Consider the following 22,565-nt stretch of genomic DNA (forward strand, 5'->3'; position numbering starts at 1 on the left):
AGTGGGGTACGTAATGTTTTTGCCCATACTAAAGTAGCTGCATTCATTACTCAAAAAGGCTCTGATCCTTTTTTCATGACCAGAACCATTATACTACATAAACAAATAGTATCTTATACTTATTTATTGCGATATATTTCAATAATCTCTACAGCTAAATCACGTACAGTCATAGCAGTCATCAAATGATCCTGAGAATGAACCAAGATAACGTTCACACCTTTTCCATTACCACTTGCTTCTTCTTGAAGTAGTTTTGTTTGAAAACTATGTGCTTTTCCAAGCTCTGCACTAGACTCTGCTAACAGTTTGTCTGCTTGTTCGAATTTCCCTTCTTTTGCTTCTTGTATTGCCTCCATTGCGCAAGAACGTCCATTCCCAGCGAATAAGATAATTTGAAATGCGATTTCTGTCATTTTGTCCATTGCTTCCATACATAGCCACTCCGTTTCTTTCCAGCCTATTTCTAAGATTCTAGAAGAGGCTTTTCTCTATAAGCTAAAACCTCTTCTATATTCATTTCTTTCTACTTATCCTTGTTTTTCTGTTTCATAATAGTTCTTATCTAGAACTTTTAAGAATGGCCACCAAATCGCCATTACTACTAATAAGTTGAATATCTGAAGTGCTGCACCTCTCCATGAGTTTCCTGTAGCTAAGAATCCACTTATTCCAATTGGAGTAGTCCAAGAAACGATAATTCCCGCTGGCTTAGGTACTAGCCCTACTGACATTGTAAAATAGGTAATAATTGTAATAACAACAGGTGCTAATAACCAAGGGATAACAACTAATGGATTCATGATGATAGGTAGACCGAAAATGATGGGTTCATTTACATTAAAGATTCCTGCTGGTCCTCCTAATTTCCCCAATTCTTTTGTCTGTCTACTTTTCCCTACTAAGAAAATCAAGATTACTACTGCCAATGTCATCCCAGTTCCACCCATACCAACTAGGAATGTGTCCATAAATTGCTTGGTAATAATATTTGGAAGCTCTGTTCCAGCCTGGAAAGCACTTAAATTCTGATCATTTAATGCATACCATATTGGATCTAATACAGAGTTCATAATAATTTGTCCATGTAAACCAAAGAACCAGAATATTTGAATTAAAAGTACTACTATAATCGTAGCAGGTAGGCTGCTTCCTAAGCTAGTTAAAGGTTCTTGGATAATAGTATAGATAAAGTTTTGTACCGTATCAAACGATGTAAAACTAAATAAGATACGAATAATTAAGAAGAAAGTCAATGTTAGTGTGATTGGTATTAATGCACTAAAGGACCTTGAAACTGATTCTGGTACACCTGGTGGCATTTTAATAGTCCAATTCTTCTTCACAAAGAAACGATATAATTCCGCAGAAATAAAAGCGGTAAAAATCCCCAAGAACATACCTTGAGCTCCTAGAATAGCAGTAGGGATAACCCCAGTAACACCATCTAGCTCTTGCGGGTTTAAGATTAGGAAAGAGGCAACAGCCACTGCTGATCCATAAATGGCTTCTAACCCATAGCTTTGAGTTAGTTTATAACCTATTCCCATCAGTACGAATAATCCCATAATACTAAGTGTAGCAGCAGAAGCTGGCCCTAACGCATTTTGGTAGGCAGCGTAACTATCTTCACTTAGTACTTTATCAAGGAAAGGAAAATTAGCAATTACAACAAAGATAGAACCAAATATGATTAAAGGCAAGGCAATCATAAATCCATCTCTTAATGCCGCCAAATAGCGATTGTTATTCAACTTTTCTGCAATAGGCAAAAGACTGTTTTCTAGTATTTCCATAAATTTATTCATGGTCATTTCCCCTCATTTAATAGTAAGTGCTTTCATTTATCAGTAAAATGGTGCTTAGTTATTCTCAATCAATTCTAATGCTTTATTTAATACAGCTAATCCATCAATACGGCCATATGCAACTGGATCAATTACATCTAACGGTATACCAACTTCTTCGGCTGAACTAGCTAATTTCTTTTTCAAGAAGCGCATTTGTGGACCAATCAATAATACATCCGCTCGCTCCATATCTGATACTGCTTTATCTTGAGCAACTGCCCAAATCTCTGCTTCGATCCCTTTCTCCGCTGCAGCTTCTTTCATTTTAGAAACTAATAAGCTTGTTGACATACCTGAAGAACATGCTAATAAAATTCTTTTCATGGTGAATAACCTCCATAACATTTATTTAAAAGATTTATATGTGGATAATTTCTACACTCTTATCTTATATTGAAAACTCTTACAACTAAAGCTATTGTTTTTCCGTCTGAAGGGGGAAAAAGTATGGTTGATTAGGTAGGCTGGGACTCTCCGTAAAAAAAATCCCAACAAGTGTTGGGATTTTAAAATACTACTTCACTATTTCTTTCTTCTCTTTCGATAGGAACCAACCTACTATAGCAATAAGTAATAATACCGACCAAAAAATGGTTTTCCATAGCGTACTTTTCCCAAATCCTTCTTCAATGATAGCTAGATTCGGATGGGAAAGTGCATATACAGCTAACTTAACGCCAACCCATGCAACGATAGCAAAAGCTGTTGTCTCAAGTCCTGGTCTTCTTTCTAATAATCCTACAAAATAATTAGCAGCAAATCGCATGATAACAATACCAATAATACCTGCTAGAAGAACTACAAGAAAATGGCCACCATCCAGCCCACCAATTGTAGGTAGATTTGTTAATGGTAACGTAACCGCCAAAGCTACTGCTGCCAAAATGGCATCAACTGCAAATGCAACATCCGCAAATTCGACTTTTATTACAGTCACCCAAAAACCAGAACCTTTACTTTCTTTCGTACCATCTTTATTTTTAGGTTGAAGGAAGTGCTTCTTCCCCAAATGGTAAAGAGCAATTCCTATTAAATAAATAGCCCCTAAAGCCTGAACTTGCCATATATTTGCTAAATACGAAATAATAAATAATGATCCAAAACGGAAAATAAACGCCCCGCCTAAACCATAGAAAAGAGCCTTTTTCCTTTGCTCATCTGGTAAATGCTTTACCATTGTAGCAATTACCAGTGCGTTATCTGCAGCTAGTATTCCCTCAAGTGCGATAAGAACCATCAGTACCCAGCCATACTCTAATAACATAACTGTATCCAAAGAAGAAAAACCCCTTTCCCTTGTTTTATTTCTTAACCACTAGCTCATCATGATCATCACTAACTTTATTATCTGCGAAAATTAGATTTGTATGAAATTTATAGGTACATCTTTGTGAAGAAGGCTCCAATTCAGGTGACAACTGAAAGGTAAAAGGAACGATTAAATCCTCCTCTTCCTTCAACTGTTTAGACATTAATATAGTCGTCACGGTTTGAACTGGTTCCAATATTCCATTTTGTGTTTCTTTCATGAGCATACACTCTAATCTTTTTAACTTTTGACTCTTTGTTCCTCCCTTAATATGAAAGTTACCTGATATAATCTCATGATATTTTGCTTCTTTTTTACTAATTTTTAAATCAACTTTAGGTGAACCAATTTTTAACCATTTCGCTACTAATTTAAGCAAGTAATCCTTCCTCCTGTTTTTATAAAGAATAGTTATTTTATGAACTGTGCATATACGAATACACAGTAATGCTTCTTGGTGGATTTATTTTTTCTGATGTTACTATGCCAATGTGTATAAACTTATCGTAATAAGTAGTGCTAAAAAAATACCTATCACTTTTCAATCAGTAAACTCGCTCCTTGAATTATTTTTTCCATGTTTAGGAACTAATTGTTCTTGAGCAAATATATCTTTCTTTTTAAAATGAAAAAACAAAAGACCTTTACCAAGAATCATTTGGTAAAGGTCCTAATACTTATATCCATATCCCTTTACCTAATGGCAAAGGTCTCGCAAACAACGTAACGTTGCCAGTTAAGCCGGTGACCCATGGAATCACGAAATGTCGACGTAACTGTTAGCTACTCCCCTTTGGAGTATATAACTTACATTTATACAGTCATTATTTGTAAGACTGTACTTTAATATTAATATGCCTGCTATTGTTACGTCAAGGGGCATTTTATCCATAAAAGACACCCTTGAAAAAAATACATTCTCTTCTATTTAACTAAAAACAGAATTTTTTTCATTTAATCCTAAGGTTCGATTATTTGATTCTTTAATTTGATGTAGTAGTGCTGGATTTACTTCTAAAGATAAGCCATAGGATGGAATCATATCTTGTATCTTAGAAGACCACTCCGCCATATACTCAGGAAAACATTTAGAAATAACTTCAAGCATAACCTGCACAGCTGTAGATGCACCAGGTGAAGCGCCAAGTAGGGCTGCAATAGAGCCATCCTCTGAATGAACTACTTCTGTACCAAACTGTAATGTACCTTTTCCTCCATCAACAGTATCTTTAATTACTTGTACACGCTGACCAGCTATTACTAAATCCCAGTCTTTTGCATGAGCACTTGGAATAAATTCACGTAGTTCTTCCATTCTCTGCTCTTTTGACAACATGACCTGCTGTATTAAATATTTAGTCAATGGCATATTTTTTGCGCCAGCCGCAAGCATAGTAGAAAGATTATTTGGTTTAACAGATGATAACAAATCAAACATAGAACCTTTCTTTAGAAACTTAGGAGAAAAACCGGCGAAAGGACCGAATAAAAGAGATTTCTGATTATCTATATAGCGTGTATCTAGATGTGGTACTGACATTGGGGGTGCTCCTACTTTTGCTTTCCCATATACTTTAGCATGGTGCTTCTCTACTATTTCTTGATTATTGCACACCATGAATATCCCACTTACTGGAAACCCACCTATATTTCTTCCCTCTGGAATACCTGACTTTTGTAATAAATGTAGGCTGCCTCCACCACCGCCAATAAAGACAAACTTTGCTTTATGAATTTCCGTTGTACCTGTTATTAGGTTTCTTACTTTTAATTCCCATAATCCATCAGCTGTTCTTTTAATATCATTTACACTGTGGTTGTAGTTTAAATCAACATCTTGATTTTCTAGATATCGAAATAAAGACCTAGTCAAAGCACCAAAATTAACATCTGTGCCTTCATCGATTTTTGTTGCCGCTATTTGTTCTGTAGAATCTCTTTCTTGCATAATGAGGGGAATCCATTTCTTTAAAATCTCTGGGTCATCTGAAAAATTCATTTCTTCGAAAAGAGGATTATTTGATAGCGCTTTAAAACGTTTCTTTAAGAATCTAACATCTTGACTTCCTTCTACGAAACTCATGTGAGGTATTGATCTTATAAAGTCTTGAGGATTATGTAATACTTTAGCTCTTACAAGATGGGACCAAAATTGCATAGATACTTGAAACTGCTCGTTGATTGTAACGGCCTTACTAATATCAATAGATCCATCTGGCTTTTCTACTGTATAGTTTAATTCACATAATGCCGCATGCCCTGTTCCTGCATTATTCCACTCATTAGAACTTTCCTCTCCTGCTTGAGAAAGTTTTTCAAATACAGAAAGCTTCCAATTTGGAGCTAGTTCTTTAAGTAGAGTTCCTAAAGTTGCACTCATAATTCCGGCACCAATTAAGATAACATCTGTGTTCATTTCTCTTCTGCTCATAATGACACCCCTTAATCCTATAGATTTGCAGATAAGATGTAAGCGCTAACTTCTAATAGTACCAGCAAATGAAGAATGTACACTTGCCACACACCTTCTCTGAATTACCAGTTATTTAATACTTTTCATTAATATTTTCATAAAAATTAAATTATTTAACTTTTATTATACGATAGTTAAGAAATATTGAAAAGTATGAATTAGAAGATACTTACAGCTAAAAGGCTTTAATCTATTAATAAACAGGTTAACGTTTTTCCTATTAGTTTCTTAAAAGACTAATTGAATTCCTAAATAAAGTGCCATACACCATATAATGATAGCTGATAGCCGATTAATCCTTTTTAATACCAAGTTTGGGTTTCTTAACTTACCAATTCTCCTACCCAGGATTGCTAAGAAAAAGAACCACACCCAAGATACTCCTATACAGGCCGCTGTAAAAAATAGTTTATCTACATGCGAATAGGCAAGTGAGCTGGTTCCTATCACACCGATAGTATCCATAATAGCATGTGGATTTAACAAGGATACCGATGCAGCAAAGGTAATTTGCTTTCTTGCTGGAAAGCTTTTTGGCTCCTTGCTATTAGCAATTCCATCAGGGTTACTTCTCCACATAACTACTCCCATATAGAGTAAGAAAAATAATCCTATAAGAAATACAAGTGTCTTGATCCAAGTTATAGTAAAAATAATAATCGATACACCCATGACAGCTAAAAGAATTAAAATAGAATCACATAGACCTGCAGTGATAATAGCTGGAAACGAACCTCTCAATTTCTTTTGTGTTGCTCCTTGGTTAAATATAAAGATATTTTGTACACCTAAAGGCAAGATTAAGCCTAATGCCAAAATCATCCCATGAATGAATGCTTGCATATTGTTCTTCCTCCGTTTGTTTTTTTAAGCATACTTCACTCTTTTCGGTATGTCTTCATCCAATTGGATGGTTTCAAAACCAACCAATTGTTACAATAGAGTATATATGTCGACGGAGGTAAACCACCTATGCAAGATATTCATTGGAAACCCGTGAAGGATTCTTCCATTCCTCTTCATTTACAAATATCAGAGTATATAAAACAAAAGATTATGTATGGTGAGTGGACACTAGGGATGAAAATACCAACGCAAAGAGCATTATCACAACAATTTCAAGTTAACCGAAGCACCATTGTTTATGCTTTGGACCATTTAATCGCAGATGGATTGTTAGAAACGAAAGTTGGAAGTGGTACTTATGTGATTAATAACACATGGAGTCTACTCTCCTCTCCACCTCTAAATTGGAATAACTATGTGCAATCAGGTATTCATAAACCTAATAGACAAATAATACAAGAGATTAATAAAGCCGAAGCAATTCCTACTATCATTCGGCTAGGAACAGGTGAGCTTGCACCGGATTTGCTACCAAATGATTCTTTGCAAAAAATCTTACAAAGCGCTCATCAATCCTCCATCTCCCTTGGTTATGTGGAACCAAAAGGACTCTTATCTTTACGTAAATCCATTTGTGACTACTTACGAACAAAGGAAATTATGGCATCACCAGAATCTATACTAGTTGTTTCTGGAGGATTGCAGGCATTACAGCTCCTCTCAGTTGGACTCCTAGAGCGAGGAGCTACTATTCTTCATGAGTCTCCATCTTACTTAAACTCTATCCATGTTTTTCAATCTGCCGGAATGCACTTGTTAGGTATCCCCCTCGATAAAGATGGTCTTGAAATGAAGGAAATAGAAAGTATAAAAAAACAGCACAATGCTCAATTAATCTATACAATCCCAACCTTTCATAACCCTACAGGAACGGTTATGTCTGAGAGTAGACGCTCTGCATTACTTAAGATAAGTAACCATATTTCCTTACCGATTATTGAAGATGATGTGTATGGCGATTTATGGTTTACACACAAGCCACCTCGAACTTTGAAATCTAATGATACACATGGAAATGTCTTATATATAGGAAGTATATCTAAAACGTTAAGTCCAGGACTTAGAATTGGCTGGATTGTTGGGCCAGAACCAGTTATAGACCGACTAGCAGATATTAAAATGCAAACAGACTATGGCTCAAGTACTCTTTCCCAATTTGCTGTACAGGAATGGTTAAATAGTGGTTTATATGAGGAATTCTTAGAGCAAACAAGGAAGAAATTAAAGATCAAAAGAGATTATACACTGGAGCTCTTGAATAAGCATTTTTCTTCATTAGCAACCTGGAATATCCCAGAAGGAGGCTTCTATATTTGGCTTCGTATACACTCAACAGTATCTACTAATAAAATTTTCGATATAGCTTTGCGTCATGGTATTTTGCTTAATCCAGGGAGTGTCTATGATAATAAGGACACAGAGCACCTTCGAATATCTTATTCTTATGCAACATTGAAGCAGTTGGATGAGGGATTAAAAATACTGGCAAAGATTGTTCAAGATTTAAAAATGTAATACGCATACTTATGTAAAGAGCTCTATCCAAATGGATAGAGCTCTTTATTTTTAAGCCTCAATCATTTTTTTCGTTGTACTTCTTCCTTTGTGTGGTTTCTCATTTTTAGTCATTGTTAACCCTAAAACAGTAGCCTACTAATTCCTTCCAGCTCTATTTTTATCGGTATTTTACACATCATTTTTAAGAGAATTATTGGATTTAATTAATATACATAAATAGCAATTATTTTGTGTAATTCCTTCAGATAGACTTTAGCCATTTTACTTAAATTGGTTTTTCTATTCACAACCCAACCAACAGTAATAACTTCTTTCTCTTCCAACGGTACAGATATAATATTAGATCCATTTAAATCTTCACTAAGAATACCTGTTGAGATGGTATATCCATTTAGCCCAATCAATAGATTAAATAACGTTGCTCGATCACTTACTTGAATACTTTTTTTACTTGGAATAGTACTATGAATTTCTTCTGCATAATAAAATGAGTTAAACTCACCCTGTTCAAAACTAAGTCGTGGATATTCCTCTAAATCTTCTAATGTAACAGATGCTTTCTTAGCTAAGGGGTTTTGTGAACTTACAAAAATATGTGGCGATGCTTTGAAAAGTTCATGAAACACTAATCCTTGTTCTTTTAATAACTGCATCATTACTTTTTCATTAAAGGAGCTAACATATAAGATTCCAATCTCACTACGTAACTGCTTTACATCCTCAATAATTTCGTATGTTCTCGTTTCTCTCAATGTAAATTGGTACTTTTCTTCTCCATAGTTCTTAATCATTTCGACAAATGCATTTACAGCAAATGCATAATGCTGTGTTGATACAGCAAAAAGTTGTTGAGAAGGAGCTGTATCAAAGTATCGTCTCTCTAACAGCTCCGTTTGTTCTATAACCTGTCTTGCATACCCAAGAAATTCAGCGCCATCTGATGAAAGAGAGATACCAGTAGATGTCCGAGTAAAAATAGTAATCCCTAATTCTTTCTCTAGCTCTTTTATTGCTTTAGATAAAGTAGGTTGCGAAATATATAGTCTACGAGCAGCTTCATTGATGGAACCACACATTACTACTTCAATAACATATTTTAATTGTTGTAATTTCATTGTTAATCCCTCATTAGTCCTTCTTCTCATTCATTAATATGATTATAATTCCATTCCTTTTTTTGCTATTTTAACCTTAACCAAGTACCAATTCAATAGAATATAAGTCTGGTAAACCTTTTAAAAAACAAATCGGAAAAAATCCCCAATTCAAATCCTATTGTTATAGCTTTTTGTTATAGCACCTAATTACTTTTATCAGTTACACGAATCCCTAGTATTCATGTTAGGATACAGTAATAAACAAAAGGGAAGAGGTAAATACATGCAAACTACTAACCATTCAACTATTTTTCGTGCTGATCAAGTGGGAAGTCTTTTAAGATCTGAAACTATTAAGAAAGCTCGTTTACAACATGCTACTAATCTCCTTACAGCTGCAGAGCTTCGCCAATTAGAAGATAAAGAAATCGCTCGTATTGTAGAAAAACAAAAAGAGATTGGCCTAGGTGCAGTTACAGATGGAGAATTTCGTAGAGCTTGGTGGCATTTTGATTTCTTAGAAGGTTTAACTGGAGTGGAAGGCTACTGGTCTGGAGAAGGGATTCAATTTCAACAACAAAAAACAAAATCACGAGCAATCAGAGTAACAGATAAATTAGACTTTGGAAATCATCCGATGCTTGAAGATTTTAAGTATTTACACAAATTAGCTGGAGACCATGTAGCAAAATATACGATTCCTAGTCCAAGCATGCTTCATTTCCGCGGTGAGGTTGATTCCTCTGCTTATCAGGAGGAAGAAGAATTCTTTGATGATTTAGCGAAAACGTATAAAAAGGGGTTACAAGCATTTTATGATGCTGGTTGCCGTTATTTACAACTTGATGATACAGCTTGGGCTTACCTTTGCTCAGAAGAACAAAAGGAACAACTTCGATCAAAAGGAAAAAATCCCGACTATTTAGCAAAAGTTTACTTAGATACATTAAACAAAGCGGTCGCCGATCGTCCTGATGATTTTACTATTACGATGCACATTTGCCGAGGTAACTTCCGCTCTACATGGATATCATCTGGTGGTTATGAGCCTATAGCAGAACAATTATTTGGTCATTTGAATATTGATGGATTCTTCTTAGAATATGACAACGATCGTTCAGGCGGATTCGAACCACTACGTTATGTGAACAGACCTGATCTTAACATTGTATTAGGATTAGTTACTTCTAAGTTTGGTGACCTAGAAGATAAAAATACAATCATTAAACGTATTGAAGAGGCATCTAAATTTGTCAATCTAAATCAACTAGCTTTAAGTCCACAATGTGGCTTTGCTTCTACAGAGGAAGGCAATTTACTGACTGAAGAACAACAATGGGCAAAATTGCGTCATGTAGTGGAAATTTCTCAACAAGTTTGGAAATAAAAATATTCTATTAACCAGAAATAATTCCCATAAGGAGGAATAGTATGAGAGTTGTGCAAACGTCTCAAGTTTTAGCTGAAAGTAAATTCAATAAGTTTCATCGATTAGTATTTCTTTGGTGCTTTTTTGCCATTGCCTTTGATGGTTTTGATATTGCTTTATATGGAATAGGATTGCCCTTAATGATGGAAGATTACGGATTGACAGTTGTAGAAGCTGGAGTTATTGGGAGCTACACAGTTATCGGAATGATGGTTGGTACTTTTCTACTTGGCTCACTTTCTGATCTTGTTGGACGTAAAAAAATACTAGCCATCTGTATGACTATATTTAGTGTGTTCTCTTTACTTGCTGGCCTAGCACCTAACTCTACGGTATTCACCATTATGCGAATTATTGCAGCACTAGGTATGGGAGGATTAATGCCGGCTGTGATTGCTGTTATGACCGAATACTCACCTAAGAAAAATCGAGCACTAACTGTTGCAACGATGTATTGTGGTTATTCTATTGGTTCTATCATAGCATCCTTAATTGGCATGTATTTAATGGAAAGTCTTGGTTGGAGATTTCTATATTGGCTTGGTGTCATTCCCATTATCGCCATCCCCTTCTTCTTAAAACAATTTCCTGAGTCCCTTTCTTATCATATTGTTCGTAATCAAGGAGATAAAATAGCATCTATCCTTAATAAAGTAGATCCTAAGGGGAACTATCAAGCAACTGATGATTTTGAGTATAATAGCGTAAAAGAACAAGCAAAGGGATTCCCTGCAAAGAAATTATTTTTAGATAATCGAGCTGTTAGCACTATAGCTTTTTGGGTAACTGTATTTTGCTGTCTACTGATGATTTATAGTTTGAATACTTGGCTTCCTAAGATTATGCAAAGCTCTGGTTATGGAATTACATCAAGCCTTTCCTTTAGTCTTATTTTAGGTGTTGGACAAATTGGTGGATCGTTATTAGGTGGTTATTTAGTAGAACGATTAGGTCATCGCAAGGTTCTTGTTACTATGTTCTTAATAGGTTCCTTCTGCTTTGTTTCTTTAAGCTTAACTTCTAATCTTTTGTTACTATATGTATTGATTGCCATTGGTGGTGCCTGTACGGTAGGAACACAGAACCTAGTAAATCCCTATATTTCGGAATTTTATCCAAGGGAAATCCGCACTACAGGGTTAAGTATGACAGTAGGTATTGGGAGAGTAGGCGCTATTTTAGCTCCCATTCTAATTGGCATGTTGCTAGCATCTAACTTAGATCCTAAGAATGCTTTCATGGCATTTGCTATCCCAAGTTTAATCGGGGGAATATCTCTGTTGTTAGTTCAAGAGAGATTTGGAAGCTTTGATAAAGTTAGAAATAAACCTATCACATATGCTCCTATTGAGAATGAGGGAATTGGAGTCTCGAAGTAGTTTTGATTTTATATATACAATTTATATTTTGATAAATGACCACTTTAAAGTGGTCTTTGTTGTGCTCAGAACTCTATCTTGTTGCGGAAGGCTTGCTTTTTGTTGCGGGAACCTTGCTTTTTATTGCGGATAAAGACCTAAACCTAAAAAGAACCCTTTTTTACAAAAGGGCCCCTAAATACATTAATCTATTCTATTTTTTCTTTTACGTACAACAATGAGAATACTACCACCAATTACTAACAACAATCCTACTGTCAACCAGTTGTACTGGTTTGTAGAAGTGTTTGGTAGTGTTGCTCCATTGTTTATACTTTGTTTATTTGAATCACTGGAATTGTTAGTTGAACCTGTGCTCACCTTAACAGGATCCTGTGTTCCTGGTTCTTCTGTCCCCGGCTTCTCTGTTCCTGGCTCTTCTGTCCCTGGTTCTTCTGTCCCCGGCTCTTCTGTTCCTGGCTCTTCTGTTCCTGGCTCTTCTGTTCCTGGCTCTTCTGTTCCTGGCTCTTCTATTCCTGGCTCTTCTGTTCCTGGCTCTTCTGTTCCTGGTTCTTCTGTTCCTGGTTCTTCTGTTCCTGGCTCTTCTGTTCCTGGTTCTTCTGTTCCTGGTTCTTCTGTTCCTGGTTCTTCTTCCTTCATGACACTGGAGTAATAATCTTCTACTTCACTAGCAGAAAGCACCTTATTACTGTATATACGCAAATCATCCATTAACCCGTTGAATGGTGTATCCCAATAGTTAACACCCAGACCAAATACTGCATCAGTGGTTGTAAAAATATCAGGGAAGTTTGAACCAGTAAATGCTTCTTCTCCATTTACATAGATAACCACTTCTCCATTATTAACGGTTGTCACTAGATGTGTCCATTTGTTTGTCGGAATGGTTGTTTCAGTAGTTGCGTCATACCAAGTTTGACTACCAGACCATAGCATTGTCTTGCCTTCACCTGGCCCAGAAGGTACTAAACTAATCCAGTTATTTTCGTTTCTACTACCAAAGAATGTAGTAGTATGCTGCGTAATCTCTTTTGGATTTAACCAAAGAGATAGAGAATATGCATTGCTAGAAATCAATCCTTTTGGCAAAGAAATACCAGATTTCCCATCAAATACTGCAGCTTGTCCTGTGATTCCTTTCTCATACGTAATACTACCGCCAGTACTATTTATGAATTCTCCAGTAATATTTCCGGCATTATGGCTTCCTGTTGTATCTTCTAAATTATTTTCAAAATCAAAATTGGCGGTTAATCCATCTGGATTTTCATAGAGTGACTTCACTTCTTCCATAGGAAGCACAACTCCATCATAGACTCGAACTTCATCCATTAGCCCTTTGTACGGAGTGTCCCAATAGTTAACACCTAAAGAAAATTGTGCATCTACAGTAGTAAAGACATCTGGGAAATTTTTATTTGAGAACTTTTCCACTCCATTGATATAAACCTTCGCTTCTCCTTCGTTTACAGTAAGAGCAAAATGTGTCCATTCTCCAGTTGGTATAATTGCATCTGAGACGGCATCATACCAATCATCTCCATTATGTGACCACACCTTTGTAACACCATGTGCATTAGGCACAACACTAATCCAATTGTTTTCTGTTCTTGCTCCAAAGAAGGTGGTTGTGAATTCTGTAATTTCTTCGGGCTTTAACCAAAGTGATACAGAGTACTTATCACTAGCAATCAAACCATTTGCCAACTTTACTCCTGATTTACCGTCAAACTTAGCAGCCTTACCAACAATCCCTTCTTCAAATGTGATATTTCCACCAGTATTATGAATTCGGTCTCCTGTTGTAGTAGCATCTTCCTGATTTTCAGAACGATCTGCTAATCCATTGCTGAAGTCATAATATGCTGATAAACCTCCTTGTTCTTCTGCAAGGACCCTCACACTAATTTTTAATGTTTCTACAGCATCACCCAGTGTAATGGTTGCTGTTAATTCTACACTCGCATCATCAGAGCCAAAGGTTGGACGAGTAACTTTCCCTTCATTAGATATAGCTTCTGGATGAGAAGAAGCCCATGTAATCTTTGTTCCTTGCGTTGCTTCTGTTGGTAAAACAATATCCTTAATAACTTCTGCTGGAATGGTACTACCTAATTCCTCTTTAATACTAGCTACTACATCTTGATTTGGTTTACTTGCCACATGACTGCCCCAAATCACTGTACCATTACCTGACATAGCACTGAATGTCATAACCCAACTTTCAGAAGTAGGATCATATTGACGAATAAACACACCATCATACGTTGCTCCCTCAACAGTTAGCTCCACTCTATAGTTATCAGATAGCTTCCAGGTACCTGTTACCGCACCAGATATCGTATGATCTTCATTTAGTTTTATCCAAGTAGATTCTGTCAACTTACCTGTAATCTCTTTTCCATGGTTAATATATTTATAATCTCCTATGATGCTTGATTCTGAGACTGCTTGTATTGTTTCACCAGCATATTGATATGGAGTTGGCACTGGCCAGCCCTCCCTATTTTTAAATGCCTGATGTACCCTTAACTGGTGAAGCTCTCCTTGTTGTGGAAAACGAGTATGTGTTACGATAAACTCTTTTCCTAGCTCCTCATCAATTAAATAAGAGTTATGACCAGGAGCCATATAACCAGTTCCTATTCCCGTTCCTTCTTCTCCTAAGTCTCGCTTAAACAAAAAATTCCCTATCATTTTATTACCTATATCTTTATGATCACTATTTGATGGAAAATTCCCTACACCGATGTTAAAGCTCTCTGGAAACACAACTTCATTTCCTGCTGCATCTACATATGGTCCATCAATATTCTCTGATCGGAATTGGCGCATTTGATAGCCACCCTCTGCAGCTAGTCCACCATACGTGATATATAGGTAGTAGTAACCACTTTCCTTATCGTAAACCGCATATGTTCCTTCTCCAGATCTACCATAGCCTCCAGCAATCTTTGTACCAAAATATCGATCTATCATTCTACCATCAGAAGTCTCACCATCTTTTCCTGGATAGATTGGCACACCTGTTTCTTTATCTAATGGCAGAATAAAGGTACCACCTGACCATGAACCATAAGTCATCCATAGATCCCCATTTTCATCATAAAGAACATTTGCATCAATGGCATTCGTATATAAGGCATTATTATAGTTGCCTTCACTAGTAAACCAATTTGGATTTGGCTCTTCTATAATTCCATTATCTATAAGCTTAGATAGATTTGTATTTTTCCAATGCTTATTTACATCGCTTCTATTATCCTTTGCATCATAATTGGTAAAACCAGAATATATAATAGTATCTCTATATTCAAATGGACCTTCTATATTTTTGGAAACTGCAATACCTATTGCTGATCGAATGTAGGTAGAAGAAACACTATAATACAAAGTATAAGCGCCCTTTGATCCATCCTCCCAAATAAAGTCCTTATTCCAGATAATATCAGGTGCCCATACAGAAAACCCTCCCGTACTATCCGCATCATCTTCTCCTGCCCATTTAAAAGACTCTGCTAGATTAGCTGATAAGTCTCCATAGATTGGATTATTTGTTGGAGTTTGATATTCTCTTTCTACTAAAGAACTCCAATTCATTAAATCAGATGATTTAGCTGCTGCAATATGTGAACCAAATACATAGTAAGAACCATTATCTGCTTTGATAATAGATGGATCATGAACCGAAACACGTTGGAAATTAATTGCTTCTGACTCATCAACCTCTGCATTTACTTCTTGACTTGGAAAATAAGTAAGAGATACTACTAATATTGCAATCAAAATAATAATAGAACTTCTTCGAAAAAGTTTCTTCACTATTTCATTTCCCCTCTCATTGCTAGTAATTGTAAACGCATACAAAATACTCTTTAATAATTTCTCTCTCTCTATAATAGGAGGGATATTCTAGTTGTCATTTATTATCCTATTTTTTATGTAAGTAAGAGACGATTCTAGTGATTATAGCAACTTCACTACTCTTTTTAATTAACTTTTTCATTAACCAACTCCTTTATGTCCTATTTTTCATAACAGAGAAATTCATCAACTTCCTCAACACTAGATTACTATATATATACTACATAAACAATAGTAAAATCGTTGTATTAGAGTGTCTATCTCTTACATTTTTTCACCTAATAGAATCGATCTCTTAAAAAGGGATATATTTTAATTTACCAGCTACCGATTCGGACACTAAAAACCGACATAAGATTAACGAATATATTAATAAAATGAACAAATTAAAAACAAGCACCTATCATCTTAACAGGTGCTTGTCCTAGACATATATTAATTATTTAAATCCTGTATTCCAGGAGCATGTTCATTTGGCATATCTGGTAGTTCTGGAACTGGATAGCCATTCGGAGGAGCAATTACAGATAAATCTCCTCCATTTCTACTTGGAGTAGTACCTTGGAATATCTCCCCGATACGAGTTTCGTCTAACCTGAAGTTAAATTGAGCATTATGAAAGCCCATATCTATATATTTTCGACATTCTGGATATTTATTTATATCATAATTCGGAACAGGGAATATTTTACCCCAATCTACTCCTAGTGTTTCTAGCGCTTTCGCAAAAGCATTTTGATGCGCATTATCACGAACAATCAAAAAAGCAAGAGTTTCTCTTAATGTCTTATTATTACTCATCTCATATATTCTCGACTTTTGAAGAACACCTGTTGATTCTAAAACAACATTATTTAAAAGATTTGCTACCAGATTACCATGGTCATATACCCAAGAACCATTCCAAGGATTCCCACCAGCATCTACAGGGAGAGAAGACTTTGCACCCATAATATAATGATGAGGGTTTGCTCCACCTTTTATTACATCATCTAATGGTGCTCCGTCACTCGCCATATTTCCAGGCATTTCTTCACCTGAATCATTTAACAGTTGGTTAATAGTGGATTGCACTAGCTCTACATGGCTAAGTTCTTCTAAAAAAACACCTCTAATTAAATCTCGATATTGCTTATCTTTTCCTCGGAAATTAGCACTTTGGAAGGAAAATTGCATCATGGTACGCATTTCTCCAAATTGACCACCTAAGGCTTCTTGCAGTACTTTTGCAGCATTAGGATCTGGCTTATCTGGAACAATCATATTAATGAGATCTTCTTTGTAAAAATACATAATTAATCAAACTCCTTTCCTGTTATATCTTTATACTTCCTGTTAATAGTGAATTTATACCAAGTGTTTTATAGACTCTTCGCACTAAGTATGAAAAAATAGAATACTCATACTAAATGTAATAAATTTCTAACTTATAGAGAGATGCTTTAGATGATTAATTATGATGGCCGTACTTTTGTGTCTATTGAAAATACAAATTATCTAGAAAAAATTCCATTTTATCTTTCTAAAATTACTTTTTCTACAAGCTGATACTATTAAAAATGCTGTCTCTTTATAAATTTTAGAGATCCTTTATTCCTTCTTTATAAAAACTTTAAACATTTTATCTATTCTATATTTCATACTAGAGTTATTTTGGAGGAGGAATTAGAATGGAAGAAACAATGTCAGTTATGTTTACCATCCCGTCATGGTATGTATTAGTTCCATTATCTGTAATTAGCTTCATATGGTTAATGGTATGGGCGAAAAAACGTCAAAAGGCGGTAGTACCGTTAACTCCTAAGCATTTTGTTGTTCTTATTACCTTTGGGATATATTCACTTTGTGTTCTACACTTAGTATTTTTCCCTATTGAAGTGAATATCGGAATTTATGCAAACCAAATAGAATGGTATAAAACCATTAACTTTATTCCTCTTTTAACTATTGATCTAACTACATTTATATTAAATATAATCATGCTTATTCCCTTAGGCATGTATATACCACTGTTAAAGAAAGGGTATGTCACTGCTAGAAATATTGCAAAACTTGGGTTTATGATAAGTCTATCTTTTGAGTTAGTTCAACTTCTTATCCGAGTGACTTTAGGAAGTGGAAGAACCACAGATATTAATGACCTATTAGCGAACACAGTCGGTACAGTTATTGGTTTTATTTTTATGAAGAGACTCTTGAACATATCATCAATGAGAAGCTTGTTTAAACCATTTAAACTTTAACTACTATAAGGAGGTAAACCGTTTGACCAACATTTTAATAGTAGATGTTGACAAAGAAATTGCTGAATTAATAGAGGTTTATTTAAAAAACGAAGGATATGTAACAACTTTAGCTTCCAATGGTATAGAAGCACTTCATATACTAGAACAAACCAATCCTGATTTAATTGTATTAGATATTATGATGCCTAAAATGGATGGATTAGAATTCTGTAAGAATGTGCGTAAAGACAACCATCTACCCATCCTGATGGTTAGTGCAAAAGTAGAAGATATGGATAAAATTATTGGGTTGATGACAGGAGCAGATGATTATATGATCAAGCCTTTCAACCCTTTAGAGTTAATTGCAAGAGTAAAGGCATTGCTTCGAAGAGCTAATTACAAACAGAAAGATAAGGAGGAAGACATTCTCTATGTCCGTTCCCTTATCATTGATAAACAGAGCCATACACTAACAACCGAAAATGGACTAATCAAGCTGACCGCAAGAGAATTTGACATATTATACTTACTTGCCAAAAATCGTGGACGTGTATTTTCGTCAGAAGAGCTATTCGAGAGGGTTTGGAAGGAGTCGTGTGTAGGTTCGAACCAAACAGTGATGGTTCATATTAGTAATCTACGTGAGAAATTAGAAGCTGCTGTCCCAGGTGAAACCTTTATTCAAACAGTATGGGGAGTTGGATATAAAATTGAGAAATAATGTAATGCTCCTTTTGAAATATTTGCCTATCTGGAAGGTTATTGTCTATCTTTTCATTTCGATGCTCCTATCCATGGTAACAGGTTTTATTCTAATAACAGCTGCAAGCTATTTAGAAGAAGGTTCAAGATTTTTTGAGAGTTTCTTTTTCCTATTATCCTATTTCCAACAGTTTCTTTTGATCCTCTTTTACCTTGTTATCGTATGTTTTTATCTTTTTATCTTCTATCAATTCGAAAGGAATAGATTTCTATCCTACTATATAGAAAAAATGGGTAAGAATGTCCAATTACTTACAAATACGGACATTTCGACTAGAATGGCTTCCATCCCAAGTGAATTCCAAGCTCTAGCTGATTCCCTTCAAGATATACTTATGCAATCAGAAGAAGCCATTGAAGAAGTCAAAAAGGCAGAACAATTGAAGAATGACCTAATAACAAATGTAGCTCATGATCTACGCTCACCGCTAACTTCCATTCTTGGCTATTTAGAGCTTATTAACCAAGACCGGTATCGCGATGAAGTAGAGCTTCGTCATTATATTCAAGTAGTTTATGATAAATCTTCTAGTTTGCATACATTAATCAACGATATTTTTGAATATACTTACATGCAAAACCAACCTAGCAAACTTACATTCCATGCCGTTAATATGGAAGAATTACTAAATCAGTTAGCAATTCACTCAAAAACACAGTTAGAAAGAAATGGAATGGAGTACCGGTTTTATTCTTCTGTAAAACATTCAATTGTCATGGCAGATGGAGGAAAACTAATACGTGTATTAGAGAATTTAATTCAGAATGCCATTCGATATGGCAATGAAGGGAAATATATTGATATTGCACTTCGTGATACAGAGGAAATAATCGAAATAGAGATTGCTAATTATGGCCACCCTATTCCCCCTTCAGATCTTCCATATATTTTTGACCGATTCTATCGTGTCGAGAAATCTCGTTCTCATTATACTGGTGGCTCTGGGTTAGGGCTAGCAATTGCTAAAAGTATTATAGACCAACATAATGGCACAATAGAAGTAGTAAGTAACCCTACTAGAACCGCGTTTACTATCAAGTTAGTTAAAGAACAGCTTGCCGTTTCATCATAGAATGGCAAGCTGTTTCTGCTTAAAAAATCCTCTATCTTTACATTCCCTAGACCCTTATAGTCTATTTTCATTTCCCTTTTTCTGAAGCTGTTGCATAGCGAGCTTTCTATACAATTCGTGATTATCCATTAATTCGTGATGTGTACCAACACCAGTAATAGTTCCCCCATCTAGAATAACAATCTGATCTGCTTCTACAATAGTAGATATTCGGTGTGCAATGACCAATGTAGTTCTACCTTTCATCAAATGTTCCAGAGCTTTTTGAACAAGTTGCTCTGAAGCACTATCTAAATTGGAGGTTGCTTCATCTAATAAGAGAATTTTCGGATCACGTATTAAAGCTCGTGCGATGGAGATTCTTTGTCTTTGTCCACCCGATAACTTAATTCCTCGCTCTCCCACCTCTGTATCAAATCCTTGTGGAAGCCTAGATACAAACTCTAAAGCATGGGCAAGTTCTGCCGCTACTTCTATTTCTTTATCTGAAACTTCTCTTTCCATTCCATAAATAATATTATCTCGAATAGTTCCTGACATTAATGGACTATCTTGAGAGACATAACTTAATTGACTACGCCAACTTCTCAATTGAAATTGCTGAATACTCCTATCTCCCAGCAAAATATCTCCAGCATTAGGTGTATAGAATCTTTCCAATAAAGAGAATAACGTTGTTTTCCCACTCCCACTTGGACCAACAAATGCCGTTGTTTTTCCAGAAGGAATAAATAATGTTATATTATTCAGAATGAGCCTTTCCTCTTTATATCCAAAGTCAACATGGTGAAAGTGAATATCTTGGGATGTATTATAATCTTGACTGGTTCCATCCCTTGGCTCCTTATTAAGGGACAAGATATATTGCACCCTTTCAGCTCCTCCTAATGCCTTTTGAAAGGCGGAAAAAAAATTAGCCATTTGACTAAAGGGAACTACAATTTGAAACATGTAAATGATAATGGCTACAAGAGAACCTGCTGATAAAGCACCAGAAGCCACCTGTACACCACCATATCCAATTAATAGAACAAGTACTAACATCATGATAAATGACATGATAGGTGTAATAACAGCAAGAATTCTTGCTTCTTTTAGTCCATAATGAAACAACTGGTCAATACGTTCATTTCCCTTTATTCTTTCCTTTTTCTCTGCAGTAAACGCCTTAACAAGGCGAATATCCACAAGGACTCTTCCAAGATTTGCAGAAAACTTTGCCATTTCATCTTGTGTGAGCTGTGAGATTTTCAAAATTTTATGTCCTAGTGGCAGGATGATTGCTATAGCAATTGGAACTGCGACCAACATGATTAATGTCATCTTCCAATCAATAAATAAAAGAATGACAATAGATCCTATAATAGTAACTAATCCAGTAATAAATGTGGTCAAATGTTGTGTGATCAAAGATTTAATGGTGTCTGTATCTTGTGTTATACGACTCATTGTATCTCCTGATTCATACTGATCAAAAAAGGGAATAGGTGATTGAAGAACATGTTGCCAAAGCCTTTTTCGGATGGATGCTACAATGTATTCCCCTACATGGTTCATATAATAGTAGGAAAATCCAGAAGAAGTTGATTCTACAATAAAGGCAACCCCTAATAAGATGATAATAGATGGATCAATAGCCGAATGAGATAACTGATCAACCATGGACTTTGTTAAGAGAGGTACAATAAGTCCAGCAACAGTCTCCACCAAACTTAGAATAATAGCCAAACAAACTAATTTAACTGGTGGCCTCGATGTTTTTATTAATAACCAAAATTCTTTTATACGTTTAGCACTAGAAGGATCCTTTTGTTTCATTGCCATCGGATAATTCCACGCCTTTCCTGTTTAGATAAATATCTAAAGCATCAGCAAGCCATTCTTCTTCTTCTTCTGAAAAAGGAGAAGCTATTAGCCATTGGTCATCTTTTATTTCATCTGCTTTTTTGGATATTTCCTGCACGAAGGCAAGGTCATCACCTGTAAGTTCTTTTATTAATAGCATCATTTCTTCAATAAGTTCTTGAACTCTTTCATTATCTGGTTCTAACTCCCGAAGGCCTTTTAGTTCGATGGATATTTCTATCCACTTTTTATCTACTTCTAGTTGCTTTGTCTCAGAAACATTATATATGTCTTCTATACGGTCTTCTCCCATAAAGCCTTTTAGCCATTCCTTTTGTTCCTCATCCATTTGTATGGAATGAATAAGAGAAATAAAAATAGAAGGTTCTACTTCATTATGATCCTCTAATGCATGTATAGCATGATCTAATGCCTTTATTACATTTTCAATTTGTTCCTTCTTATGAACCATCTCTTTTTTCTGAAAGGAAAGGGTATCCTTAAGGTTCCAGGTTTCTTTCTGAAAAAATTCTTTAATTTGTTCTAAAGAATAGCCTAAAAACTTTAATGTTATAATTTTTTGTAAAGATATGAAATCTTTATTAGTATAAAAGCGTCTACCCTTTTCAGTTACATACGAGGGCTTTAATAAATTCATTTCATCATAATAGCGTAAAGTACGAATGGTAGTAGCTGTCTTCTTGGAAAATTCCCCAATCGAATATCTTTCTTTCATAAACAATCCCTCCAATTAATATTCTATCTATATCTTAAAACCTTACGTTACGTGAGAAGCAAGTAGAAATATATTTTATTATAAAATTTTATTTTT

Annotated in this window: 18 protein-coding genes; 6 read left to right on the forward strand and 12 right to left on the reverse strand. The window is 35.3% G+C overall.

Going from position 1 to position 22,565, the window contains the following annotated elements; translation table 11 throughout:
* Nucleotides 1-119: 119 nt before the first annotated feature.
* The 7 genes from F9279_RS08010 to F9279_RS08040 form a co-directional block, all read right to left on the reverse strand.
* Nucleotides 120-425, reverse strand: coding sequence for a PTS lactose/cellobiose transporter subunit IIA (locus F9279_RS08010; protein WP_152112328.1), 306 nt, complete (start codon nucleotides 423-425; stop codon nucleotides 120-122).
* 105 nt (nucleotides 426-530) lie between these two features.
* The gene (gene celB, locus F9279_RS08015) at nucleotides 531-1,808 is read right to left on the reverse strand and encodes a PTS cellobiose transporter subunit IIC (protein WP_152112276.1); all 1,278 of its coding nucleotides are present in this window, start codon (nucleotides 1,806-1,808) and stop codon (nucleotides 531-533) included.
* A gap of 54 nt (nucleotides 1,809-1,862) precedes the next feature.
* On the reverse strand, nucleotides 1,863-2,174 hold the full coding sequence (locus F9279_RS08020; RefSeq protein ID WP_152112277.1) for a PTS sugar transporter subunit IIB: 312 nt from the start codon (nucleotides 2,172-2,174) through the stop codon (nucleotides 1,863-1,865).
* A 190-nt stretch (nucleotides 2,175-2,364) separates the two neighbouring features.
* Nucleotides 2,365-3,126 carry a TerC family protein gene (locus F9279_RS08025; RefSeq protein ID WP_152112278.1) on the reverse strand — a complete coding sequence of 254 codons (762 nt, stop codon included), beginning with the start codon at nucleotides 3,124-3,126 and terminating at the stop codon, nucleotides 2,365-2,367.
* 25 nt (nucleotides 3,127-3,151) lie between these two features.
* Entirely contained in the window at nucleotides 3,152-3,538 is a 387-nt protein-coding gene (locus F9279_RS08030) for a sporulation protein (RefSeq protein ID WP_193224510.1), read from the reverse strand.
* Nucleotides 3,539-4,087: 549 nt separating this feature from the next.
* Nucleotides 4,088-5,590, reverse strand: a complete 1,503-nt coding sequence (gene mqo / locus F9279_RS08035; protein ID WP_152112280.1) for a malate dehydrogenase (quinone) — start codon at nucleotides 5,588-5,590, stop codon at nucleotides 4,088-4,090.
* A gap of 270 nt (nucleotides 5,591-5,860) precedes the next feature.
* The gene (locus F9279_RS08040) at nucleotides 5,861-6,475 is read right to left on the reverse strand and encodes a LysE/ArgO family amino acid transporter (RefSeq protein WP_152112281.1); all 615 of its coding nucleotides are present in this window, start codon (nucleotides 6,473-6,475) and stop codon (nucleotides 5,861-5,863) included.
* A 129-nt stretch (nucleotides 6,476-6,604) separates the two neighbouring features.
* Between F9279_RS08040 and F9279_RS08045 the strand changes: the two genes are divergently transcribed.
* Nucleotides 6,605-8,053, forward strand: coding sequence for a PLP-dependent aminotransferase family protein (locus F9279_RS08045; RefSeq protein WP_152112282.1), 1,449 nt, complete (start codon nucleotides 6,605-6,607; stop codon nucleotides 8,051-8,053).
* A 206-nt stretch (nucleotides 8,054-8,259) separates the two neighbouring features.
* On the opposite strand, the gene F9279_RS08050 is transcribed toward F9279_RS08045, so the two are convergent.
* A complete protein-coding gene (locus F9279_RS08050; protein ID WP_152112283.1) occupies nucleotides 8,260-9,171 on the reverse strand; it encodes a LysR family transcriptional regulator in 912 nt (303 codons plus the stop codon).
* Between the two features lie 265 nt (nucleotides 9,172-9,436).
* Here F9279_RS08050 and F9279_RS08055 point away from each other — a divergent pair, with 265 nt between their 5' ends.
* Together F9279_RS08055 and F9279_RS08060 are read left to right on the forward strand one after the other, a co-directional pair.
* Entirely contained in the window at nucleotides 9,437-10,540 is a 1,104-nt protein-coding gene (locus tag F9279_RS08055) for a 5-methyltetrahydropteroyltriglutamate--homocysteine S-methyltransferase (RefSeq protein ID WP_152112284.1), read from the forward strand.
* Nucleotides 10,541-10,584: 44 nt separating this feature from the next.
* Entirely contained in the window at nucleotides 10,585-11,961 is a 1,377-nt protein-coding gene (locus tag F9279_RS08060) for an MFS transporter (protein ID WP_152112285.1), read from the forward strand.
* Nucleotides 11,962-12,144: 183 nt separating this feature from the next.
* Here F9279_RS08060 and F9279_RS08065 read toward each other — a convergent pair whose 3' ends face one another.
* Nucleotides 12,145-15,783, reverse strand: coding sequence for a LamG-like jellyroll fold domain-containing protein (locus F9279_RS08065; protein ID WP_152112286.1), 3,639 nt, complete (start codon nucleotides 15,781-15,783; stop codon nucleotides 12,145-12,147).
* 477 nt (nucleotides 15,784-16,260) lie between these two features.
* Nucleotides 16,261-17,118, reverse strand: coding sequence for a manganese catalase family protein (locus F9279_RS08070; protein ID WP_152112287.1), 858 nt, complete (start codon nucleotides 17,116-17,118; stop codon nucleotides 16,261-16,263).
* A gap of 377 nt (nucleotides 17,119-17,495) precedes the next feature.
* Here F9279_RS08070 and F9279_RS08075 point away from each other — a divergent pair, with 377 nt between their 5' ends.
* From F9279_RS08075 to F9279_RS08085, 3 genes are all read left to right on the forward strand, one after another.
* Nucleotides 17,496-18,068 carry a VanZ family protein gene (locus F9279_RS08075; protein ID WP_152112288.1) on the forward strand — a complete coding sequence of 191 codons (573 nt, stop codon included), beginning with the start codon at nucleotides 17,496-17,498 and terminating at the stop codon, nucleotides 18,066-18,068.
* A 22-nt stretch (nucleotides 18,069-18,090) separates the two neighbouring features.
* Entirely contained in the window at nucleotides 18,091-18,774 is a 684-nt protein-coding gene (locus F9279_RS08080) for a response regulator transcription factor (RefSeq protein ID WP_152112289.1), read from the forward strand.
* Between the two features lie 271 nt (nucleotides 18,775-19,045).
* A complete protein-coding gene (locus F9279_RS08085; protein WP_226793359.1) occupies nucleotides 19,046-19,888 on the forward strand; it encodes a sensor histidine kinase in 843 nt (280 codons plus the stop codon).
* 54 nt (nucleotides 19,889-19,942) lie between these two features.
* Here F9279_RS08085 and F9279_RS08090 read toward each other — a convergent pair whose 3' ends face one another.
* The gene (locus F9279_RS08090; RefSeq protein ID WP_152112329.1) at nucleotides 19,943-21,706 is read right to left on the reverse strand and encodes an ABC transporter ATP-binding protein; all 1,764 of its coding nucleotides are present in this window, start codon (nucleotides 21,704-21,706) and stop codon (nucleotides 19,943-19,945) included.
* Nucleotides 21,684-22,469, reverse strand: a complete 786-nt coding sequence (locus F9279_RS08095) for a MerR family transcriptional regulator (protein ID WP_152112291.1) — start codon at nucleotides 22,467-22,469, stop codon at nucleotides 21,684-21,686. The genes F9279_RS08090 and F9279_RS08095 overlap by 23 nt, the downstream gene beginning before the upstream one ends.
* Nucleotides 22,470-22,565: the final 96 nt, after the last annotated feature.

It is taken from the genome of Bacillus sp. B1-b2 (assembly GCF_009183415.1).
Lineage (GTDB): Bacteria > Bacillota > Bacilli > Bacillales > Cytobacillaceae > Niallia.

Bases quoted from the DNA above. Each gene is read 5' to 3' on its own strand.
- F9279_RS08040 (WP_152112281.1), bottom strand. From the start codon at position 6,475: ATGCAAGCATTCATTCATGGGATGATTTTGGCATTAGGCTTAATCTTG.
- F9279_RS08010 (WP_152112328.1), bottom strand. From the start codon at position 425: ATGGACAAAATGACAGAAATCGCATTTCAAATTATCTTATTCGCTGGG.
- celB (WP_152112276.1), bottom strand. From the start codon at position 1,808: ATGAATAAATTTATGGAAATACTAGAAAACAGTCTTTTGCCTATTGCA.
- F9279_RS08075 (WP_152112288.1), top strand. From the start codon at position 17,496: ATGGAAGAAACAATGTCAGTTATGTTTACCATCCCGTCATGGTATGTA.
- F9279_RS08050 (WP_152112283.1), bottom strand. From the start codon at position 9,171: ATGAAATTACAACAATTAAAATATGTTATTGAAGTAGTAATGTGTGGT.
- F9279_RS08090 (WP_152112329.1), bottom strand. From the start codon at position 21,706: ATGAAACAAAAGGATCCTTCTAGTGCTAAACGTATAAAAGAATTTTGG.
- F9279_RS08055 (WP_152112284.1), top strand. From the start codon at position 9,437: ATGCAAACTACTAACCATTCAACTATTTTTCGTGCTGATCAAGTGGGA.
- F9279_RS08070 (WP_152112287.1), bottom strand. From the start codon at position 17,118: ATGTATTTTTACAAAGAAGATCTCATTAATATGATTGTTCCAGATAAG.
- F9279_RS08095 (WP_152112291.1), bottom strand. From the start codon at position 22,469: ATGAAAGAAAGATATTCGATTGGGGAATTTTCCAAGAAGACAGCTACT.
- F9279_RS08060 (WP_152112285.1), top strand. From the start codon at position 10,585: ATGAGAGTTGTGCAAACGTCTCAAGTTTTAGCTGAAAGTAAATTCAAT.
- mqo (WP_152112280.1), bottom strand. From the start codon at position 5,590: ATGAGCAGAAGAGAAATGAACACAGATGTTATCTTAATTGGTGCCGGA.
- F9279_RS08085 (WP_226793359.1), top strand. From the start codon at position 19,046: ATGGGTAAGAATGTCCAATTACTTACAAATACGGACATTTCGACTAGA.
- F9279_RS08020 (WP_152112277.1), bottom strand. From the start codon at position 2,174: ATGAAAAGAATTTTATTAGCATGTTCTTCAGGTATGTCAACAAGCTTA.
- F9279_RS08045 (WP_152112282.1), top strand. From the start codon at position 6,605: ATGCAAGATATTCATTGGAAACCCGTGAAGGATTCTTCCATTCCTCTT.